Here is a 19,022-nt window from a genome sequence, read left to right as displayed (position 1 = left end):
AACCAACAATTAAGGGATGCAATTAGTTTACTTCCACTCCTTGAACGGGTGCTTCATCAGTTGCGAATTGTAGTAACGGATGTCTCCCGTCACCTCCTGCCCGATAAAAGCGGGTTTGTCGAAAGGTTCATCCGCCGAAGCAAGTTCCACCTCGGCAATCACCAACCCTTCGTTCTCCCCGTAGAACTCGTCCACCTCGAAAACATGTTTACCGCTACGTACCAGATAGCGGGTCTTGTCAATAACGCCCGGTTCGCACAGCTTCATCAAGTCACGGGCTTCTGCCAAAGAAATCTCTTTCTCCCATTCGTAACGGCTGGTGCCGGACGCATCGGATGCCCCCTTGATGGTGAGATACCCTCGCCCGTCACGTATGCGCACCCGTACCGTCCGTCCGCGGGCACTGCTGATATATCCCTGAATGATGCGGTTCCGCGCATACGCTTGCGGCTTATACTCTCCACATACAAGGAATTTCCGTTCTATCTCTTGCGGCATGTTTATCTTTTAATCTAATCCTTAGGAATACCAAACCAACATGGCAACCACCAATACTAGAGCGACAACTCCGATAATCAGCAACACTTTCTTGGCCTGTTCTTCTTCCTTTTGGCTGTGCATTACGTTCTTTTTACTCTTCTTTCCCATGGTGTCTCTATAGTTTAAAGTTCAACGATAAACAAAGTAAAAGGAAATTCGGGAAGTTTGCAAGCATTTATAAAAGAAAAAAACAGGAAGTTAACATCATCCGCCCAATGATGTTAACTTCCTGCATATACGATATTAACTTCTTACCCGCAACTCAGTTAACTTGTTCCGGACTATGATGTTAACTTGGAAAAGGCTCTAAATATTGTCCCCGCCGGCAAACTCCATGAGGTAAGCCTTGACGAAACCGTCTATCTTGCCGTCCATCACTCCGTTCACGTCCGAAGTCTGGTAGTTGGTGCGGTGGTCTTTCACGCGGCGGTCGTCGAACACATAACTGCGGATCTGCGATCCCCATTCAATCTTCTTCTTGCCGGCTTCCACCTTCGCCTGTTCCGCCATGCGGTGCTGTAGCTCCTTGTCGTACAAGATAGAGCGCAACTGACGCATCGCATTCTCACGGTTCTTAGGCTGGTCGCGCGTTTCGGTATTCTCAATCAGGATTTCCTCTTCCTCGCCGGTATAGGGGTCTTTGAACTGATAACGCAGACGCACGCCCGACTCTACCTTGTTCACGTTCTGTCCGCCGGCACCGCTGGAGCGGAAAGTATCCCACGAAATACGCGCCTGTTCGATATTCACCTCAATCGTATCGTCCACCAACGGAGTGACAAATACGGATGCGAAAGATGTCATGCGCTTGCCCTGGGCGTTATAAGGTGATACGCGCACCAGACGATGCACGCCGTTCTCGCCTTTCAGGTAACCGTAGGCGTAATCGCCCGAAATCTCAATGGTACAGGTCTTGATACCTGCCTCATCGCCCTCCTGCAAGTTGGAAATGGTCGCCTTATATCCGTTGGTTTCGGCATACCGCAGATACATACGCATCAGCATGCTTGCCCAGTCCTGGCTTTCGGTGCCACCGGCGCCCGAATTGATTTTCAGCACACAGTCCATCTGGTCGGCTTCTTCACGAAGCATGTTCTTGAGTTCAAGGGCTTCTACGGCAACAGCTGCTTTGGCATAGGCATCGTCCACTTCCTCTTCGGTCACCAGTTCGTCCTTGTAGAAATCGAACGCAAGTTGCAACTCGTCTGCCATCACCTTCACTTCATTGTAACCGGAAATCCATTGCTGCAAGCCCTTCACTTTCTTCATCTGCGCTTCGGCGGCTTTTTGGTCGTCCCAAAAACCCGGAGCCTGCGTACGCAACTGCTCCTCCTCTACCTGTATTTTCTTTCCTTCAATGTCCAGATAGCGGTTCAGCGCTTCGGTACGTTCCTTGATATCTTTCAGTTGTTCAATGGTAATCATAATGGGGATTTACTATTTTACAATTTACTATTAACTATTCTTTACGCTTCGTACATCTTATCAATCAGTTCTTTGTAGTTCTTCGATACCACAGAACGCTTCAGCTTCAGCGTATTGGTCAGCTCACCACGCTCCATGCTGAACGGTTCGGGCAGCAACGTGAAGCGTTTCACCTGCTCGTAGTGGGCAAACTGTTGCTGCAACGTGTCGATACGGGCACGGAACAATGCCTGCACTTTAGGATGTTGCAACAAGTCCGCCATATCCTTATACTCCAGCCCTTTCTCTTCGGCGTATGCCTTCACCAGCCCGTAGACGGGAACAATCAAAGCGGATACAAACTTACGCTGGTCGGCAATGACAGCTATCTGGTCTATGTAACGGTCTATCGACAGTTTGGTTTCCAAAGCCTGCGGAGAAATATACTTGCCGTTGGATGTCTTGAATAAATCCTTGATGCGTTCCGTCAGGTACAGATGACCGTCTTTCAGGTAACCGGCATCACCCGTATGGAACCAGCCGTCTTTGTCAATGGCGGCAGCCGTAGCTTCCGGTTTCTTATAATAGCCGGTAGTAATCGTCTTGCCCCGGAGCAGGATCTCATTATCCTCGCCGATCTTCACTTCAAGGTCGGGCATCAGCGTTCCCACCGAACCGATTTCATATCCCTTGTCAAGGAAACAGGAGACGGTAGCGGTTGACTCCGTCAGCCCGTACCCCACTATCATATTGATGCCTACCGACTGCACAAATTCGCAGATTTCATCGGACACCGCCGCACCGGCAGTGGGGAAAAAGTTACCGTTCTCAATGCCGATGGTCTTTTTCAGCAGGGCATAGACGGTCTTTTCGTAGAACTTATATTTCAGATGAAGCATCAGAGGCGGTGTCTTGCCCACACGCAGGTAGTCTATGTTGTGTATCTTGCCCACCTTGATGGCATCCAGCATCATTGCTTTCCGCAAACCGGTTTCCTGCGCAATCTTTTCCTGCACGCCCGCATAGACCTTCTCCCAAAAACGGGGAACGCTGCACATCAATGTAGGGCGTATCTCCTTGATGGTGGTCTGAATATCTACCGGACGGAGATTGATACAGACCTGTACGCCCCGGTGGATGCAAAAATAGGTCCATGCCTTCTCAAACACATGCGTCAACGGCAAGAAGTTCATGGAAACATCCTTGTCCGACATGCCGGTCAGGCGGATGTCGTGGATGCGGATAGCCTCCCGATAGTTGAAGTGGTGCAGCATGACTCCTTTCGGCTCACCGGTGGTGCCGGATGTATATAGGATATTCGCCAAGTCATCGTCCGACGCACGGGCGGTACGCTCTTCCACAACATCATTGTGAGGAAGCCCCTCGCCCAATGCAAGAAACTCGTCGTAATAGATAGATGTCTTATCACGGGGATCGAGCACGACGCCGCGGTCGAAAACAATCAGTTTCTGCAAAGAGTCGCAGAAGCCGAACGCACTGAAAGCGGCATCATACTGAAACTGCTCACCTACGAAGAGGAAACGTATCTGCGCATCATTGATAATATATTGCGCCTGGGCAGAAGAGCTGGTGGCATACAGCGGTATGGTCACCACGCGATTGGCAAATGCGGCGAAATCGGTAAACAGGCATTCCGGTTTATTTTGTGAGAAGATACCGATGTTACGTTGCTCCTCTACGCCCAAAGCCACCAACGCATTGGCAGCCTGACGTACGGTCCGAGAAAAATTATTCCAAGTGATAGGTATCCATTGTGCAGTGTCATAGTCCCTGTATTTAAGGGCTACTTTGTCTCCATACTTCTCTGCCTGGCGATGCACCAAGACAGACAAATGATGATAAGTCATATTTTTAATGAATTGGTAAATACGGGTACAAAGGTATTGGTTTTATTTGAAACTATCTTCCTTTTTCAGGATTTATCCGTAAGTTTGCGGCATAATAACGAATATATAACGGAACCTGATGATGACAACAGACATAGAGACGCTCGTATCCGAGGCAATCGGACTGCTTAAATCGTTGATAACCATACCTTCTTTGAGCCGTGAAGAAGAACAGGCGGCAGACTTTTTACAACATTACATCGAGATGCAGGGAATGGCGACCGGACGGAAAGGCAACAATATATGGTGCCTCAGCCCGATGTTCGACCTGAGCAAGCCGACGCTGTTGCTAAATTCGCACATCGATACGGTGAAACCGGTAAACGGCTGGCGGAAAACCCCGTTCAACCCCACGGAAGAGAACGGCAAGATTTACGGTTTGGGAAGCAACGATGCCGGAGCGAGCGTGGTCAGCCTGCTGCAAGTATTCCTGCAACTTTGCCGGACCACACAAGCCTACAACCTGATTTACCTCGCCTCCTGCGAGGAAGAAGTGTCGGGCAAGGACGGAATAGAGTCCGTGCTGCCGGGGCTGCCGCCCATACAGTTTGCCATTGTGGGCGAACCTACAGAAATGCAACCCGCCATTGCCGAGAAAGGGCTGATGGTGCTGGATGTCACCGCTTACGGCAGGTCGGGGCATGCCGCCCGGAACGAGGGCGACAATGCCATATACAAGGTTTTGGACGACATTGCATGGTTCCGCGATTATCGTTTCCCCAAAGAATCGCCCCTGTTGGGACCGGTAAAGATGAGTGTCACCGTGATGAATGCAGGCACACAGCACAACGTCATACCGGACCGCTGCACATTCGTGGTGGATATCCGCAGCAACGAGTACTACACCAATCAGGAACTTTTCGACGAGATACGGAAGCATATCGGCTGCGAAGCCAAAGCAAGGTCTTTCCGCTTGAGTTCTTCACATGTCTCGCCCGAACATCCGCTGGTGAAGAAGGCGGTTGCATTGGGCAGAACCCCATTTGGCTCTCCTACCCTTTCCGACCAGGCGCTGATGCCGTTCCCCTCCATGAAGATGGGACCGGGCAAAAGCAGCCGCTCGCATACGGCGGACGAGTTCGTCTTCGTCAAGGAGATTGAGGAAGCCATCACACTCTATCTCAAATTGCTGGACGGAGCGAAGCTGTGACACACGCCACACATACGGTCGCGGCTCGCTTTCATCCGATTTTTGCTGCTATCTTTCAGGCTTTGCAAGCATCTTTTAGACGCGGATGACACGGATTATCATTTCACTGATAAAGATTAAAATCAACGGTATCTGTGTCTAAAAGATTAGGAACTTCGTAATGCCAAGCTCACTCGTTATCGAATTTATGTATCAATGACTGCAAATACATCTGCGTTAAAACCTGCTCATTCTTTTCAGGGAAAAAAAGCGTTTCTACTTTCCCATCACTGCCTATATATGCAATATACCTTTTCAGAACTCCACTATTTTTATCATGAGGAATGCTGAATGTATCCGAAACGTTTTTATAATTAAAACTCCGTAACGGTCCTTCCCAAGTTGCAGACTTCAACACATCGCTCTCGCAAACAGGAAGAACCAACACCTTCTCTTTTCCCGCTATTGATTGATATCGGTACAACTCATGCAAATCTTGTCTGATACATTCATCGCACATATCGTCCGTAAAACAATATACCAATGTATTGCTTACAGGAAACACTTGTTCATAAATGCCATTTAAAGATGTATTTACATGATACTCGGCATAACGAATGGACTTTTCCAATATCTTAGGAATCCCTTCATTCAACATTACTATATTTTTCTTATATCTCCTTAGCTGCCAACCTTGCAGAGCAATAACAGCCAACATAAGCAGTATGACGGAACAATATAATAAGACCTTGTCACTCTTTCTTAAATTCATAATACAAAATAATAGGATTAGAGTCTTCCGTTATCTGCTGTAATACATCTTTATTTTTAATCCGGTCGGATAAAAAGCCGCCGTCGAAGCAGGACTTCAAATGGGGCAACACTTCTGTATTGACTTGATAATAAACGCCATCGTCATCGGACATCAAGAACGAAGTCATGGTATATTTATAGGGCTTTGACACAAACAACAAGTCATCTTTTACATTGGTATAAACAGATATTTCGTCCTTTTTCAAATCGTATTGAACAAAAAAGCAAAACCAAGTCATATAGTCAAAATACAAATTACCATTGTTTCCATACAAATCAAATACACTGGTAATCTTCTGTTGTATATACCCCAGCCGCCTGTGTGCCTTCCCATGTATCTCTACCATTTTTCTTGCATCCAACGATATATCTTTTTCCTCTTCCGACAAATCACCGGGTTTTATGACTTTATCCCCCGTAAACACCATGTAAGGAGCAATTTTTCCCTCTTTCAGGCAAAGAATCGTATCTGCAATCCCATAGGTAAAAAGATCTTCATCTTTGCCAAACCGATAAAACAGATTTGTCGTCATGAATTCATTTTTCCATCCCTTATTAAAAGTTTCCACATCCAGCCACTCCCCAAGCAACTCTCCTGTTTTCTCATCCAATTGCTTCAATATATAAAAGGGGGAATTATCCTTTTTGGGCAAAAAATAGGTGCTCACCGCATACAGATTTCCTCCGTTACACCAAATCCTGTTGAACTTATTAGAACGTTCTATACTTAAGGTACGCTGATATTTTCCTGTATTTACGTCATAGACATAAATCCGATGCCCCAATTTATCATATATATAAATAGAACCTTGCTCACGGTCTATCGCAAAGTCCCCACAAGAGGCATATTCCTCAGGGCCAAGCCCCACATTACCTATTTGATAAAGCAACTTACCTGCCCTATCAAAAGCGAAAACACCTTTTGCAAATTCCGCATCCAAAACAATTATCAGGTCCTTATAAATATCGACCCTATTAAGTTTACCAATCACAACCTCGCTATTATCCAACGGTATGACCTTGATAGAATCAAAGATATTGGACAGTTTAAAGTCGTGTTTTAATTCCACAGTATCCAAATTTACGACAAAAGCATTACTATTTACCGCCATATAATCCGCAGTCTGTTTACATCCCCCAAACAAGGACATAAATAGAACTATCAAAAACAGATTGGTTGTCAAACGTTTATTCATAGCAAATATTTTATTTACAAGTTACAAAAAACAATATGAATCATAAGTTAAATCATCCTCACCTATTTCATAACCATCACAATCGTAATAAATATAAAGATATCCTTTTTTACAATGTTCTATACCAAGTCCTTTACACTCATGTTTTACCGCCTTTCGAGCAAATGTCTTATAAGTATTATTATAAATCGTACATTCTTGCCACATATATTCCTCTGAACGTTCCGTAGTACATTTTTTATCATTCTCCCCATTAGTAGACTCATCATTTGCCAAAGCTTCAATATCAACTAATGAAAACGCAATAGCGTGCTGTAACGTATTGCTTTTCTTTATGCAAGTAACTATAGTTACTACACATACAATTGTAACAAATAAAATAATCTTTTTCATAGTATGCCGTATTATAAAAGTTATTCCTCTTCACCTTTACACTGTGCAACATGCGTTTGGTCATTACTACTAATATAATAACCATCACAATCATAATAGTGATAAACGTACCCTTTATCACAGCTTCCCGAACCTTTAGCACCTTTACACTCATAAAGAAAATCTTTTCTATAAACCGCTTTATAGGTTCTATTATAAACACTACAGTCCTGCTTCACTACATTTACAGAAACCAGTTCTCCCACACAAAATGTTCCATTATCAATTTCGTCATTCGCTAAAGATTCAATATCAACCAATGACAGCACACCACTATAATTCATATTGTTCATACTTATAAATACAAACATCGAACTACATACAAATACAATAAGAGATAGCAATAATTTAGTTTTCATAGCAAATAAATTTAAATAACAAGACAAATCTTAAAGGAATTCAGTCAAAGTTATTAAAAAAAACTAATAAAACAAATATATTCAACGAATTTCATAGATGTCGAACGGCTTTCTCATTGTCGGGAATTAGAAGCCGTGTATAAGGTGCTCACGCTGCTGCAATCTCTTCCTGTTCTGTCTTTACCGTTCTTCATGACAAAAAGACGGAAGAACCGCCTTTTTGCTTACTCCCATGCTTCCGTATTCCTACCGGAATAGCGGCGGCTTGTATAAAGTGCGGATAGATATGCTGCTTTTTCCCGATAGAAATGCGTTGTTTATGCAAATTTCAGGTGTTTCCGGTGTCGGATGCGGGTGTTTCCACCGATAGATATTAGTGTCTGTCGCGATAGACATTAATGTTCATCATGACAGACACTAATGTTTCTCGTGACGGACACTAATGTTCCTCACGACAGGCACTAATGCCCCTCGTCTCAAACGCCTGCATCCGTGAAACGGGATGCCCGTGCACGGCATTTCAGGCGTATTTCCACGCTGGTTGATTTGTAAGGATTTCGCTATTATACTGAGAATGTATGGGATAAGCTTTTCCCGTTCCGTTTTTCCCGACCGGCAGCACATCGGGACGGAAACAGGCGATTCTGCGGAGTCGGGAAATACAAATTGTCATTTTGAATTACGGATTCTGCATTTACAACCGTTTTTCCTGTTTTACCTGTTCAGCCAAGGCTCGGGATTCAGCTTCTCCTTTTCACGGCGCAACTGGAAGTGGAGTACTGTACGTCCGCCATCGGCTCCGTCGGAGAATACCTGCCCGATAGCCTGCTTGGTAGTGACCGTATCGCCTTGTTTCACCGAAGCGGAAGACAAGTTACAATACACGGAGATATAGGCTCCGTGGCGGATGAGGATATTAAACAATCCGTTCAACTTGAAAACGGCGGCAACCTTGCCGTTGAAGATGGCGCGCGCCTGTGCTCCCGGTCTTCCTTGAATGTCGATGCCTTTATTATCCAGTTTTACATTGCGCAGCCCTTCCACAGCATATTGTCCGTAGTGGCTGGTGATGATGTAAGCCCCGCTGATGGGCATGGGCAACTTGCCCCGGTTGTTGGCAAAATCACCGGAAAGTTCGCGGTCTGCCTTGCTCATGGTATATGTTTCCAAAGGAGCGGCTTTGGCAGAGGATGTTGAAGGTTTGTCTGTTTTTGCCCCCGCTTTTTTACGTGCGGCCGCTTCACGGCGCGCTTCCTCGGCGGCACGCTTGCGGGCTTTCTCTATCTCTTCGGCAATGAGACGGTCGATACGCGCATTGAGCTGGTTGGCTTCACGGCGCTGCTTGGCAATCTCGTTCTGCAATCCGCGCTGCTTTTTCTGCAAATCGGCTACGAGTGTACGTTTTTCTTTCTCCTGCGTCTCGAGCTTTACCTTTTCGGCTTCACGTTCTTTCAGCAAATCGGCTTTAGCGGCACGCACCTGCCCGAGTTCCGTTTTCTTCTTACCGACTTGTTCCTGTTTTTTCAGCACTTCCTCGCCCTGCAGGCGTTGGAAAGTGGCATACTCGCGCACATAACGCAAACGGCGGTAGGTCTGCGCCAAACTTTGGGCAGAGAAGATAAACATCAGTTTCTCCTCGATAGAACGGTTTTTATACAAGTACCGGACGGACGACTCGTACTTCTGCTTATTGTTCTTTAACTCATGCTGCAATGTTTCCAACTGACGTTCCAACGATGCCAATTCACGGTCTATCGACTCCACATCGTTATTTATGGCAAGGATATAGCGTTTGCGCTCCTCTATCTGGCCGGTCAGGACCGCAAGACCGTTCAACTGGCTGCTTACGGTTTTCTTTGTAGTTTTCAGAAGCGTTTCCGACTCGGAAATCTGCTTTTGCAGAGCACCCCGCTTGTCTTCCAGTTCTCTTATCAGCTTGTTAGACTGTGCAAAGAGCGGAAATGCCAGCCAGAAGCAACTTACAAAAATACAAAGCAAACGTCTCATAAGCTCATCAGCATTTCTAATATTTCATTCAACTCTACCCGCGTATACTTCGAAGAGAGTTCGGTAGGTGTCAGTGAAAACGGTTCATTGGAAAATCCGGACAACTCAATCCTGCCCTTCTCCAATGAAGGTATGCCCAGCTCCTTGCCGGACAGTTCCCTTTTGCCGCCGGGTTTGGAAGCATCGAACAAAATCTTCTCCAAACGGGCAAAGTCGGCTTTCTTGGGCAATACATCCTTCAGTTCCTTACGGGTGGTGCGCACATAGCGCTTGCCCATACGGTCTACCAGCAATATCTCTTCGGGAGTGACATCCATACGTGCCACCTCGGTGCGTATGATGGGCATCTGGAAAGAGAGTTGCATCCGCTCGCCGCTTACCAGCTTCATCGTACCGTTTACGGTGAAAACGGCTTCTTTGGAAGGAACTGTGAGCCGCACCTTGGAGGAAAGGCATCGGGTACTCTCAAGTTGTCCGGACGTCTCCGCCTTACGAGTGGTTTTACATCCTGTCAGACAACAGAGCACGAAGCATATAAAGACCAGCGCCTTGCCATTGAATTTTGTTTGTTCCATCACTTTCTTGCTTTATCGTTTACACGTTACCGTCTTATTCCTTTTCACCGACATACTTCTTCTTCTGGATTTTCTGTCTCAGTGTTTTGGAGTCGCTACCTGCTTCCAACGCCTGTTTCCAGTATTCCAATGCCTTATCCGCATCACCCGTCATGTAATAGATATCACCGCAATGCTCTATGATAACATCGCTCTTGCCGCCATCATTCTTCATGGCATCGTCTATATACAGGCGGGCTTCGGCATAATTGCCTTTCTCAAACAAAATCCAGGCGTACGTATCCAGATAGGTGGCATTGTCGGGCTCCGCCTTCACCGTCTTATAACTCATTTCCTCGGCTTTATCCAGGTTGCGACGCTCCACAGAGAGGTAATAGGCATAGTTGTTCAGGGCACCGATGTTGGAAGGATTATGCACCAGTGCCGAGTCGTAAGCGGCATAGGCTTCTTCATTCAATTTTTTCGTATGATAGGCGTCTCCCAAGATGGAATAGAAATCCGAAACAACGTCTTTCTTGCTGTCGGCAGTGATATGTGTCAATGCTTTCCGGCAAATGTCAATCACATCGTCCGTCCGCTCCGCCCGGTTGTAGGCGATGGCCAGGTAGAAGTAGAACTCGAGCATCTCCGGATTGGTCTCGACACCCGCCTCGCACAGACTAAGGATATCATCGTAATCTTCTTTACGTACCGCCTCGCCCAGCAACATCATGCGCGCGGCCGTATTGGCAGGGTCTATTGCCAACACCTGCCGCAATACGGGAAACGCTTTTTCGTTCATTTCCTTAGACAAGAGATATTGGGCATACAGCATCGGCATTGCGGCATCGTCAAGTTCCTGTTCCAGTATCCGGTCGAAGAGGTTGATGACCTGCGTGCTATCCTTGCCCTCCTGCTCACTCTGCACCACAAACCGACGCATTACGTTGAGTTTCGTTTCCGTAGGGACTTTTTTGTTGAGCAATAAAGTGTCCAGCTGTTGCCGGTAGCGTTCCTTCTGACCGGTCTCCTCATAATAAGATGCCAGCGAATACATCGCCATGGCATTGTCGGGCTCCGCATCCAGCACCTTGCGGTATATGCCGTAGGCCTCTTCCTTTTTCCCGTTCTGCATATACACATCCCCCAGCACAACCTGATAGCGGGCATCCATCGGATATTCCGCCACCAGGCTCTCTATCTCGCGGAAAGCATTCTTATTATCTTTCATTTGCAGGTAAATACGGAATTTCTCCATGCTCAGCTGTTCGCTCTTGCCCATCTTTCCTTCGATGCGGTCCAACGTGGCAATCACTTTATCGTACTGCTCCTGCCGGTTGTAAATGTCCAACAAAGCATAAAGCGGATCCAGCTTGTCCGTGAAGCGTACGGACATCCCTTCCAGCAGCGTCGCCACCTTCTCCTTTTCACCCTGCTGCTGATAGAGGTTTGCCAATCCCTGACTGTACCAATAATTATCGGGATCGTTCTCCACTGCCTTCTCCAACGCAGCCTGCCCCTGAGGCACTTGCTTCAGAAACAGATAATACTGCGCCAGTTCATACAAAGCCGACGAAGCATTCGGGTTGATTGCCAGGCTGTGCTGCAACATGTCAAAAGCCGCATCATACTTTTTCTGCATCTTCAGGCGGGCGGCTTCCAGGAAGAAATAATCGTACTTGCGTTGTTGCTCCGGCGTGAGTTCCATCACAGGCCTTGCCGGCACTACCCTCGCCTGCTTGCGGGATGTTCCGCAGGAAACAAGCAAGACACCTGCCACCAGCAACAATAACCCTGTCTTTTTATAATTGAACAATTTCATTATCTATGCAAAATCACACGGGTATAAGTACCCTGCCAACCACCGATCATTAACAACTCCTATCACACACCCGTATGCCCGAATCCACCGGCACCGCGTTCCGTCTCATCCAGCACATCCGTCTCCTGCCACACGGCCTGCTCGTGACGGGCGATTACCATCTGGGCAATCCGCTCTCCATCTTCAATCACAAATATCTCCGACGAAAGGTTCACGAGAATAATACAAATTTCACCGCGATAGTCGGCATCAATGGTTCCCGGAGAGTTGAGCACCGTAATCCCCTTCTTGATAGCCAAACCGCTACGGGGACGTATCTGCGCTTCAAAACCTGCCGGCAAGGCAATGTACAAACCGGTAGGAACAAGGCAACGCTGCAACGGCTGCAAGGCAATCGGTTCGGAAAGGTTGGCACGAATATCCATTCCGGCAGACAACTCGGTGGCATACGCCGGAAGCGGATGTTTCGACTTATTTATAATTCGGACGTTCATACTATTATTTATCATTTTAATGAAGTTAGAATGGAGATTACTTTAATTCACTTATTTAATGGACAAAATTACGGATTTTGAAGCAAATAGTCATACATTTGCAGTTAAATAATAAGAAAGCAAGAACATGATGGATTGGAATACCCTCATATCCGCCAAACGATTCGGTTTGGAAGAGTTTCATAAAGAGCGTCACGAGAACCGCTCCGAATTTCAACGGGATTACGACCGGCTTATCTTCTCCGCTCCCTTCCGGAGATTGCAGAACAAGACACAGGTGTTTCCCCTGCCCGGCAGCGTATTCGTGCACAACCGCCTGACGCATAGCCTGGAAGTCTCCTGCGTAGGCCGCTCGCTGGGCAATGACGTAGCCAAGGCAATCCTTGCCCGCCGCCCCGAACTGCAACACTCTTACCTGCCGGAAATCGGCTCCATCGTTTCGGCGGCATGCCTGGCACACGACTTGGGTAATCCGCCGTTCGGGCATTCCGGCGAACGTGCCATCTCCACTTTCTTCTCGGAAGGAAAAGGTTTGGCACTGAAAGAAAAGCAACCCGATGGAGAACAGCTCACTCCTGCACAATGGGAAGACCTGACACACTTCGAAGGAAACGCCAACGCCTTCCGGCTGCTCACCCACCAATTCGAAGGACGCAGGAAAGGCGGATTTGTCCTGACCTACTCCACGCTTGCCAGTATCGTAAAATACCCGTATTCATCGAGCCTGGCAGGACAGAAGTCCAAGTTCGGCTTCTTCACCACCGAAGAAGAGAGTTTCCGGCGGATAGCCGAGGAACTGGGCATGAAGAAACTCAACGGCTCGCCGTTGAGATACGCACGCCATCCGCTTGTCTATCTGGTAGAAGCGGCAGACGACATCTGCTACCAGATGATGGACATCGAGGATGCGCACAAACTGAAGATTCTTACCACGCAAGAAACGCAGGAGTTGCTGCTGTCCTACTTCCCGGATGAGCGCAAGGCACATATAACCAACACGTTCAAGATTGTAAACGATACGAATGAGCAGATTGCCTATCTGCGTTCTTCGGTTATCGGGCTGCTTATCAGCGAATGCACCCGGGCATTTCTCGACAACGAGACTAAAATACTGGAAGGAGAGTTCGAGGGAAGCCTCATCAAACACATCGCTGAACGCCCTGCCGATGCCTACAGGCATTGCGCAGAGGTATCTTTCCAGAAGATATACCGTTCACGCGATGTATTGGACATAGAACTTGCCGGTTTCCGCATCATCAGCACGCTGCTCGAACTGATGATCGATGCGGTATGTTCACCGGAAAAAGCCTATTCGCAACTGCTTATCAACCGGGTGTCCGGTCAATACAACATGAAAGCAACCGCGCTGTATGAAAGGATACAAGCCGTATTGGACTATATCTCGGGTATGACGGACGTCTTCGCCCTCGACCTATACCGGAAAATCAACGGAAACAGCCTGCCGGCAGTATAGTGCCCGCCCGGGCACCTGCCGTCCGCCGGAAGAGAAGAACACCCTATTTCGTTCCGGCAGCCCAGTTGCACGCATCCGGCTCGCTTTCGATGAACGACTGGATATGGCGGATACGCTTTTCCGCCAGAATTTCATCGACAGCAATCAGGATACCGGTTTCCTCCACATCGCCGAAACCGTAATTAATAGCCGTGCCGAACATACGCATTGTCGGGCTAAGGCTCATATACGCGTTTACCAATGGCGGGATGTTGTATCCCAGTTTGCGTATCTCGCCGTTCAGTATCTTATAGTCTTCTTTAAATGTATCCTTACAGAACAGGGCCTCCAATTCTTTCTCGTCAGCTTCCAATTGCAGCGGTTTCATCGGAGTAATCAAGCTCCCTTTATCCGCAAAATGCTTCTTCAGGAAATAAAGAATCATGTCACGTCCTTTGCGTATATAGCTGGGATACATGGTAACCTTGCCAAAGAAATATTTCACATTGGGCATAACCACGATCAAGGCACCCAAACCGTCCCATAAATTATCCAATGCAAACAAACCCTTGCTGTCACGACGGGTAGACTGATATTCGAGCGTCACGAACGAACGTCCAAGCTCGATAGTAGTGGGAAGATACTCTTTCAGGAATTTCTCGGAAAAATCAAACATGTGCGCAGTCGCCAGAATCGGCATGCCGTGCTCGTCGAAACGTACGTCCGTACCGAGAATATAGCGGTAGCCGCCCAATATCTCTTCCGCTTCGGGGTTCCAGACAATCAACTGCTTATAGGGATTGTCCATGATATCGTATTCGTCGATATCCATCGACATACCCGTTCCACCACCGGCAGCCCGAAATGCAATTTCACGCAGACGCCCGATTTCCTTCATCGTGTTCGGTGAATCCTGGGCAGTAATAATGTATATCTGATTATTACTCTTATTCGTCATACGCAGACGTTTGTCTTCGGTCAACTCCGCTTTTAGCAATTCTTTGCTAATCGGTGCAATTACATCTTCCATATTACTTTAATTGAGAATGGAGAGTTGAGAATAACCTTTCCGTATCAACCCCCGATTTTCTATTTTAATTTTCAACTTATAATTTATACACGATATCTTTCACATACTGCGCCCATTGAGCAGGCGTTTTCGTCTTATCGAATGTTTGCCAAGGGATAGGCTTACCTATTGTAATAGTAAATGTCTTGTGACGGTTTTTCAACATCTCGTCCGCCAAGTAAAGCATGGCAATATTGAACTTGATGCCCAACGCCTTGCACAAGTTGGCGAGATTATAAAAGAAATTGGAATTACGGCCGTCGAAACGGATAGGCACTACGTCGCGATGCGCCTCGACACTCTTCACGATGAACGTCTTTTTCCAGTCCAAATCGCGGATAACCCCGTTTTGGCGGCGCGAACAAAGCCCGGCGGGAAACATGATAAGCTGGTCGTCCGACGCAAAGCCCGCCTCTACCATCTTCGGAAAGTCCTTCGCCTGCCTGCCGGTCTTATTGATAGGAATGCAGAGGGGAGCCAACCCGCGCAGGTTCATAAGCAGGTCATTGACCATATACTTCACCTTTCCATCATAAAAGGTCCCGAGTACATAACCCAACGCAACGCCGTCCTGTCCACCCAAAGGATGATTGGAGACAAACGTATAAAGCCCCTCTTTGGGGAGATTTTCCTTGCCTTTCACAATCAGCTTGGCATCCAGAAAGTCCAGGCAGGCTTGCAGAAATTCCACCCCAACCTTATCTTTCGACTCCTTCAGAAAGACATTCAATTCATCCTGATGAACGATGCGTTTCAGATAAGACACGACAAACTTAGGGATATATTTCACATGCTTCGGAGCTTTCTCCCGAAGAATCTTATCAATGTCAATCAAGAATAAAGAGTCGTCTGCCATTCTTTTTATGATGAAATGATGCGCAAAATTAACGCATCTTTTTAATTAAATGCAAATATTTGACAGAAAACTACACCCAAAAACTATCAAATAGCACCTAAAATCTATCAATTGTCAGTTTTCACCCCAAAGATTGCTTAAAAGCCGTCCGCCAAAAAGCAAGAACCTCCGTAAACTTGCAGTGCTGAAAGGCTAAACGAACAAGTAACAATTTTAAAAAAGCACATTATGAATAGTATTACATTTAAGCAAGACTTACTCGCAGTTCAAAACGATTTATTGCGTTTCGCATACAAGCTCACTTCCGACCGCGAAGAAGCAAACGACCTTCTTCAGGAAACTTCTCTCAAGGCTTTGGACAATGAAGACAAATATATGCCCGATACCAACTTCAAAGGATGGATGTACACAATCATGCGCAACATCTTCATCAACAATTACCGCAAAGTCGTGCGCGACCAGACATTTGTAGACCATACGGACAACCTGTATCACCTGAACCTGCCGCGCGACACAGCTTTCGAGAGTACGGAAAGCGCATACGACCTGAAAGAGATGCACCGCATCGTCAATTCGCTGCCACGCGAATATAAGATCCCGTTCTCCATGCACGTTTCCGGCTTCAAGTACCGTGAGATAGCCGAAAAGCTGGGACTGCCGTTAGGAACGGTAAAAAGCCGTATTTTCTTCACCCGCCAAAAACTGCAACAAGAGCTGAAAGACTTTGTTTAATCAGCCGAAGAACCGGTAAATCCTGCCATCACATAAATTTTCTCTTGCTCCAACAACAGGCGCATGGGGTGCCACGACACCTCCATGCGCCTGTTGCATTATCACACCGGACCACATCCACACACGCCTTGTTTCATCGCAGAACAGGCACGGACTAAGGACGCAAACACTCCGCAACAATCCCGCCCGTATTCTCCCCCATTCAAAGAGAGTGCCGCAACCATACCCCCACAAACAGGCAGTACGGCACACTGTTCATTTTCAACAGAATAAGCAATTAACACACTGTTGAAAACTTCTAAGTAAGATTTTAGTTAAAACATTGTGGGGAATTGTGGGGAAATGTGTATTTTTACCGTCTCTTATTATAATAAGGTAAAAATGATACGTTTTTTAGGCAATATCGAAGCTAAAACGGACGCAAAGGGACGTGTATTCATCCCTGCCGGCTTTCGGAAACAGTTACAGGCTGCTTCCGAAGAAAGACTCATATTGCGCAAAGACGTGTTTCAGGAGTGCCTGATACTCTATCCCGAGAGCGTCTGGTTCAAAACACAAGCCCAGCTACGGCAACGGTTGAACAAGTGGAATGCCAGGCACCAGCAAATCTTCCGGCAGTTTGTAAGCGACGCGGAAATCATGGTCCCCGACGGGAACGGACGCATCTTATTGCCAAAACGCTACTTGCAGATGGCAGGCATACAAACCGATGTGCGCTTTATCGGCGTGGACAACACCATCGAGATTTGGGCAAAAGAGAAGGCGGAGCAACCTTTCGTGAGTCCGGAGGAATTCGGTGAAGCGCTGCAGGACATCCTGGGAGACGGGAGTTGGGAAGAAGCGGAAACAGGCGACGAGACAATAAGGTAGTAAACGATTGTAATGAAAGAAAAATGAAGGAAGAAACGACATATCACATTCCGGTACTGTTGATGCCGAGCGTCGACGGAATGAATATTCGCCCGGACGGCACGTATGTAGACGTGACTTTCGGCGGTGGAGGCCATTCGCGCGAGATAGTGTCCCGTTTGGGCGAAGGCGGAAGGTTGCTGGGATTCGACCAGGATGAAGATGCGGAGCAAAACATCGTAAACGACCCGCACTTTACTTTCGTGCGCAGTAACTTCCGTTACCTGCACAATTTCCTGCGCTATCATGGCATTGAGCAGGTGGACGCCATACTTGCCGACCTCGGCGTATCATCGCATCATTTCGACGACAGTGAACGTGGATTCTCCTTCCGTTTCGAAGGCGCACTGGACATGCGCATGAACAAACGTGCCGGTCTCACCGCCGCCGACATCGTGAACACATACGATGAAGAGCGGCTTGCCGACATCTTCTATTTGTACGGAGAACTGAAGAACAGCCGCAAGCTGGCATCTGTCATAGCCAAGGCGCGTATCTCCGGAAAAATCAGCACCATCGGAGAGTTTTTGGACATCATCAAACCGCTGTTCGGACGCGAAAGGGAGAAGAAAGAGCTTGCCAAAGTGTTTCAGGCATTGCGTATCGAGGTCAACCGGGAAATGGAAGCACTGAAAGAGATGCTATATGCCGCCACGAAAGCATTGAAGCCCGGCGGACGACTGGTAGTTATCACCTACCACTCACTGGAGGACCGCATGGTGAAGAACATCATGAAAACCGGCAACATCGAGGGCAAGGCGGAAAAAGATTTCTTCGGAAACGTACGAACGCCTTTCCGGTTGGTAAACAACAAAGTGATTATTCCGGACGAAGACGAAATCAACCGCAATCCACGTTCGAGAAGCGCCAAACTGAGAATTGCGGAGAAAATAGCAGAATAGTGACAAACCGATAAGACAACAGGATGATGAACGAGACAAACCACAAGCAAGAAGAGTTGAAAGACGAAAAGGCAAAAAGACATACTTCGCTAAAAAATATCATAGGCGGCGATATTCTGGCTACGGACTTCTTCCGCCGCCAGACGAAACTGCTCGTCCTTATCATGGTTCTTATTCTGTTTTATATCCACAACCGCTATGCCTGCCAGCAACAAATGATAGAGATAGACAAACTCAAAAAGGAGTTGATTGATATAAAATACGATGCGTTGACACGCAGTTCCGAATTGATGGAGCGAAGCCGCCAATCGCGTATTGAAGAATATATCGCAACGAAAGAAAGCGATTTGCAGACATCGACCAATCCGCCTTATTTAATCAAATAGAACGGGCGGGCAGAGAACGGAAGCAGTAGCTTATCAATCGTAACCAGTAAACAATATA

20 protein-coding genes are annotated in these 19,022 nt (G+C 47.1%); 6 read left to right on the top strand and 14 right to left on the bottom strand.

All coding sequences use genetic code 11. From position 1 onward, the window contains the following. Nucleotides 1-27: 27 nt before the first annotated feature. From QZ327_RS05425 to QZ327_RS05410, 4 genes are all read right to left on the bottom strand, one after another. Complete coding sequence (locus QZ327_RS05425; RefSeq protein WP_294617770.1) at nucleotides 28-498, bottom strand: CYTH domain-containing protein; 471 nt, start codon at nucleotides 496-498, stop codon at nucleotides 28-30. Between the two features lie 21 nt (nucleotides 499-519). Then, entirely contained in the window at nucleotides 520-648 is a 129-nt protein-coding gene (locus QZ327_RS05420; RefSeq protein WP_294617769.1) for a hypothetical protein, read from the bottom strand. A 198-nt stretch (nucleotides 649-846) separates the two neighbouring features. Next, a complete protein-coding gene (gene prfB, locus QZ327_RS05415) occupies nucleotides 847-1,965 on the bottom strand; it encodes a peptide chain release factor 2 (protein WP_294617767.1) in 1,119 nt (372 codons plus the stop codon). Nucleotides 1,966-2,006: 41 nt separating this feature from the next. Continuing rightward, the gene (locus QZ327_RS05410; protein ID WP_294617765.1) at nucleotides 2,007-3,812 is read right to left on the bottom strand and encodes a long-chain fatty acid--CoA ligase; all 1,806 of its coding nucleotides are present in this window, start codon (nucleotides 3,810-3,812) and stop codon (nucleotides 2,007-2,009) included. A gap of 121 nt (nucleotides 3,813-3,933) precedes the next feature. On the opposite strand from QZ327_RS05410, the gene QZ327_RS05405 reads away from it, so the two are divergent. Then, nucleotides 3,934-5,001 carry a M20 family metallo-hydrolase gene (locus QZ327_RS05405; RefSeq protein ID WP_294617804.1) on the top strand — a complete coding sequence of 356 codons (1,068 nt, stop codon included), beginning with the start codon at nucleotides 3,934-3,936 and terminating at the stop codon, nucleotides 4,999-5,001. Nucleotides 5,002-5,170: 169 nt separating this feature from the next. Here QZ327_RS05405 and QZ327_RS05400 read toward each other — a convergent pair whose 3' ends face one another. The 8 genes from QZ327_RS05400 to dut all read right to left on the bottom strand — a co-directional run bounded on the left by QZ327_RS05400 (nucleotide 5,171) and on the right by dut (nucleotide 12,657). Then, a complete protein-coding gene (locus QZ327_RS05400; protein WP_294617764.1) occupies nucleotides 5,171-5,752 on the bottom strand; it encodes a hypothetical protein in 582 nt (193 codons plus the stop codon). Further along, on the bottom strand, nucleotides 5,733-6,989 hold the full coding sequence (locus tag QZ327_RS05395) for a 6-bladed beta-propeller (RefSeq protein WP_294617762.1): 1,257 nt from the start codon (nucleotides 6,987-6,989) through the stop codon (nucleotides 5,733-5,735). The genes QZ327_RS05400 and QZ327_RS05395 overlap by 20 nt, the downstream gene beginning before the upstream one ends. A gap of 21 nt (nucleotides 6,990-7,010) precedes the next feature. Then, the gene (locus tag QZ327_RS05390; RefSeq protein WP_294617761.1) at nucleotides 7,011-7,382 is read right to left on the bottom strand and encodes a hypothetical protein; all 372 of its coding nucleotides are present in this window, start codon (nucleotides 7,380-7,382) and stop codon (nucleotides 7,011-7,013) included. 20 nt (nucleotides 7,383-7,402) lie between these two features. Next, nucleotides 7,403-7,780 (bottom strand): hypothetical protein, encoded by a 378-nt coding sequence (locus QZ327_RS05385; RefSeq protein WP_294617759.1) that lies wholly within the window; start codon nucleotides 7,778-7,780, stop codon nucleotides 7,403-7,405. A gap of 714 nt (nucleotides 7,781-8,494) precedes the next feature. Further along, nucleotides 8,495-9,787 (bottom strand): peptidoglycan DD-metalloendopeptidase family protein, encoded by a 1,293-nt coding sequence (locus tag QZ327_RS05380; RefSeq protein ID WP_294617757.1) that lies wholly within the window; start codon nucleotides 9,785-9,787, stop codon nucleotides 8,495-8,497. After that, nucleotides 9,784-10,362 (bottom strand): DUF4292 domain-containing protein, encoded by a 579-nt coding sequence (locus QZ327_RS05375; RefSeq protein WP_294617756.1) that lies wholly within the window; start codon nucleotides 10,360-10,362, stop codon nucleotides 9,784-9,786. The genes QZ327_RS05380 and QZ327_RS05375 overlap by 4 nt, the downstream gene beginning before the upstream one ends. Nucleotides 10,363-10,396: 34 nt before the next feature. Beyond that, nucleotides 10,397-12,163 (bottom strand): tetratricopeptide repeat protein, encoded by a 1,767-nt coding sequence (locus QZ327_RS05370; RefSeq protein ID WP_294617754.1) that lies wholly within the window; start codon nucleotides 12,161-12,163, stop codon nucleotides 10,397-10,399. A gap of 62 nt (nucleotides 12,164-12,225) precedes the next feature. Beyond that, on the bottom strand, nucleotides 12,226-12,657 hold the full coding sequence (gene dut / locus QZ327_RS05365; protein ID WP_294617752.1) for a dUTP diphosphatase: 432 nt from the start codon (nucleotides 12,655-12,657) through the stop codon (nucleotides 12,226-12,228). Nucleotides 12,658-12,784: 127 nt separating this feature from the next. Here dut and QZ327_RS05360 point away from each other — a divergent pair, with 127 nt between their 5' ends. Then, on the top strand, nucleotides 12,785-14,131 hold the full coding sequence (locus tag QZ327_RS05360; protein ID WP_294617751.1) for a deoxyguanosinetriphosphate triphosphohydrolase: 1,347 nt from the start codon (nucleotides 12,785-12,787) through the stop codon (nucleotides 14,129-14,131). A 43-nt stretch (nucleotides 14,132-14,174) separates the two neighbouring features. On the opposite strand, the gene QZ327_RS05355 is transcribed toward QZ327_RS05360, so the two are convergent. Both QZ327_RS05355 and QZ327_RS05350 read right to left on the bottom strand, forming a co-directional pair. Next, the gene (locus tag QZ327_RS05355) at nucleotides 14,175-15,140 is read right to left on the bottom strand and encodes a GNAT family N-acetyltransferase (protein ID WP_294617749.1); all 966 of its coding nucleotides are present in this window, start codon (nucleotides 15,138-15,140) and stop codon (nucleotides 14,175-14,177) included. Between the two features lie 76 nt (nucleotides 15,141-15,216). Continuing rightward, the gene (locus tag QZ327_RS05350) at nucleotides 15,217-16,035 is read right to left on the bottom strand and encodes a 1-acyl-sn-glycerol-3-phosphate acyltransferase (protein WP_294617748.1); all 819 of its coding nucleotides are present in this window, start codon (nucleotides 16,033-16,035) and stop codon (nucleotides 15,217-15,219) included. A gap of 228 nt (nucleotides 16,036-16,263) precedes the next feature. Here QZ327_RS05350 and QZ327_RS05345 point away from each other — a divergent pair, with 228 nt between their 5' ends. The 4 genes from QZ327_RS05345 to QZ327_RS05330 all read left to right on the top strand — a co-directional run bounded on the left by QZ327_RS05345 (nucleotide 16,264) and on the right by QZ327_RS05330 (nucleotide 18,964). Next, nucleotides 16,264-16,767 (top strand): RNA polymerase sigma factor, encoded by a 504-nt coding sequence (locus tag QZ327_RS05345; protein WP_294617746.1) that lies wholly within the window; start codon nucleotides 16,264-16,266, stop codon nucleotides 16,765-16,767. 381 nt (nucleotides 16,768-17,148) lie between these two features. Beyond that, nucleotides 17,149-17,637 (top strand): division/cell wall cluster transcriptional repressor MraZ, encoded by a 489-nt coding sequence (gene mraZ, locus QZ327_RS05340; RefSeq protein WP_294617745.1) that lies wholly within the window; start codon nucleotides 17,149-17,151, stop codon nucleotides 17,635-17,637. 23 nt (nucleotides 17,638-17,660) lie between these two features. Beyond that, nucleotides 17,661-18,578 carry a 16S rRNA (cytosine(1402)-N(4))-methyltransferase RsmH gene (rsmH, locus tag QZ327_RS05335; protein ID WP_294617744.1) on the top strand — a complete coding sequence of 306 codons (918 nt, stop codon included), beginning with the start codon at nucleotides 17,661-17,663 and terminating at the stop codon, nucleotides 18,576-18,578. Between the two features lie 26 nt (nucleotides 18,579-18,604). Beyond that, nucleotides 18,605-18,964 (top strand): FtsL-like putative cell division protein, encoded by a 360-nt coding sequence (locus QZ327_RS05330; RefSeq protein ID WP_294617802.1) that lies wholly within the window; start codon nucleotides 18,605-18,607, stop codon nucleotides 18,962-18,964. Nucleotides 18,965-19,022 lie beyond the last annotated feature (58 nt).

The organism is uncultured Bacteroides sp., from assembly GCF_910578895.1.
GTDB lineage: Bacteria > Bacteroidota > Bacteroidia > Bacteroidales > Bacteroidaceae > Bacteroides.
This window is presented reverse-complemented; position numbering and strand designations above follow the sequence as displayed.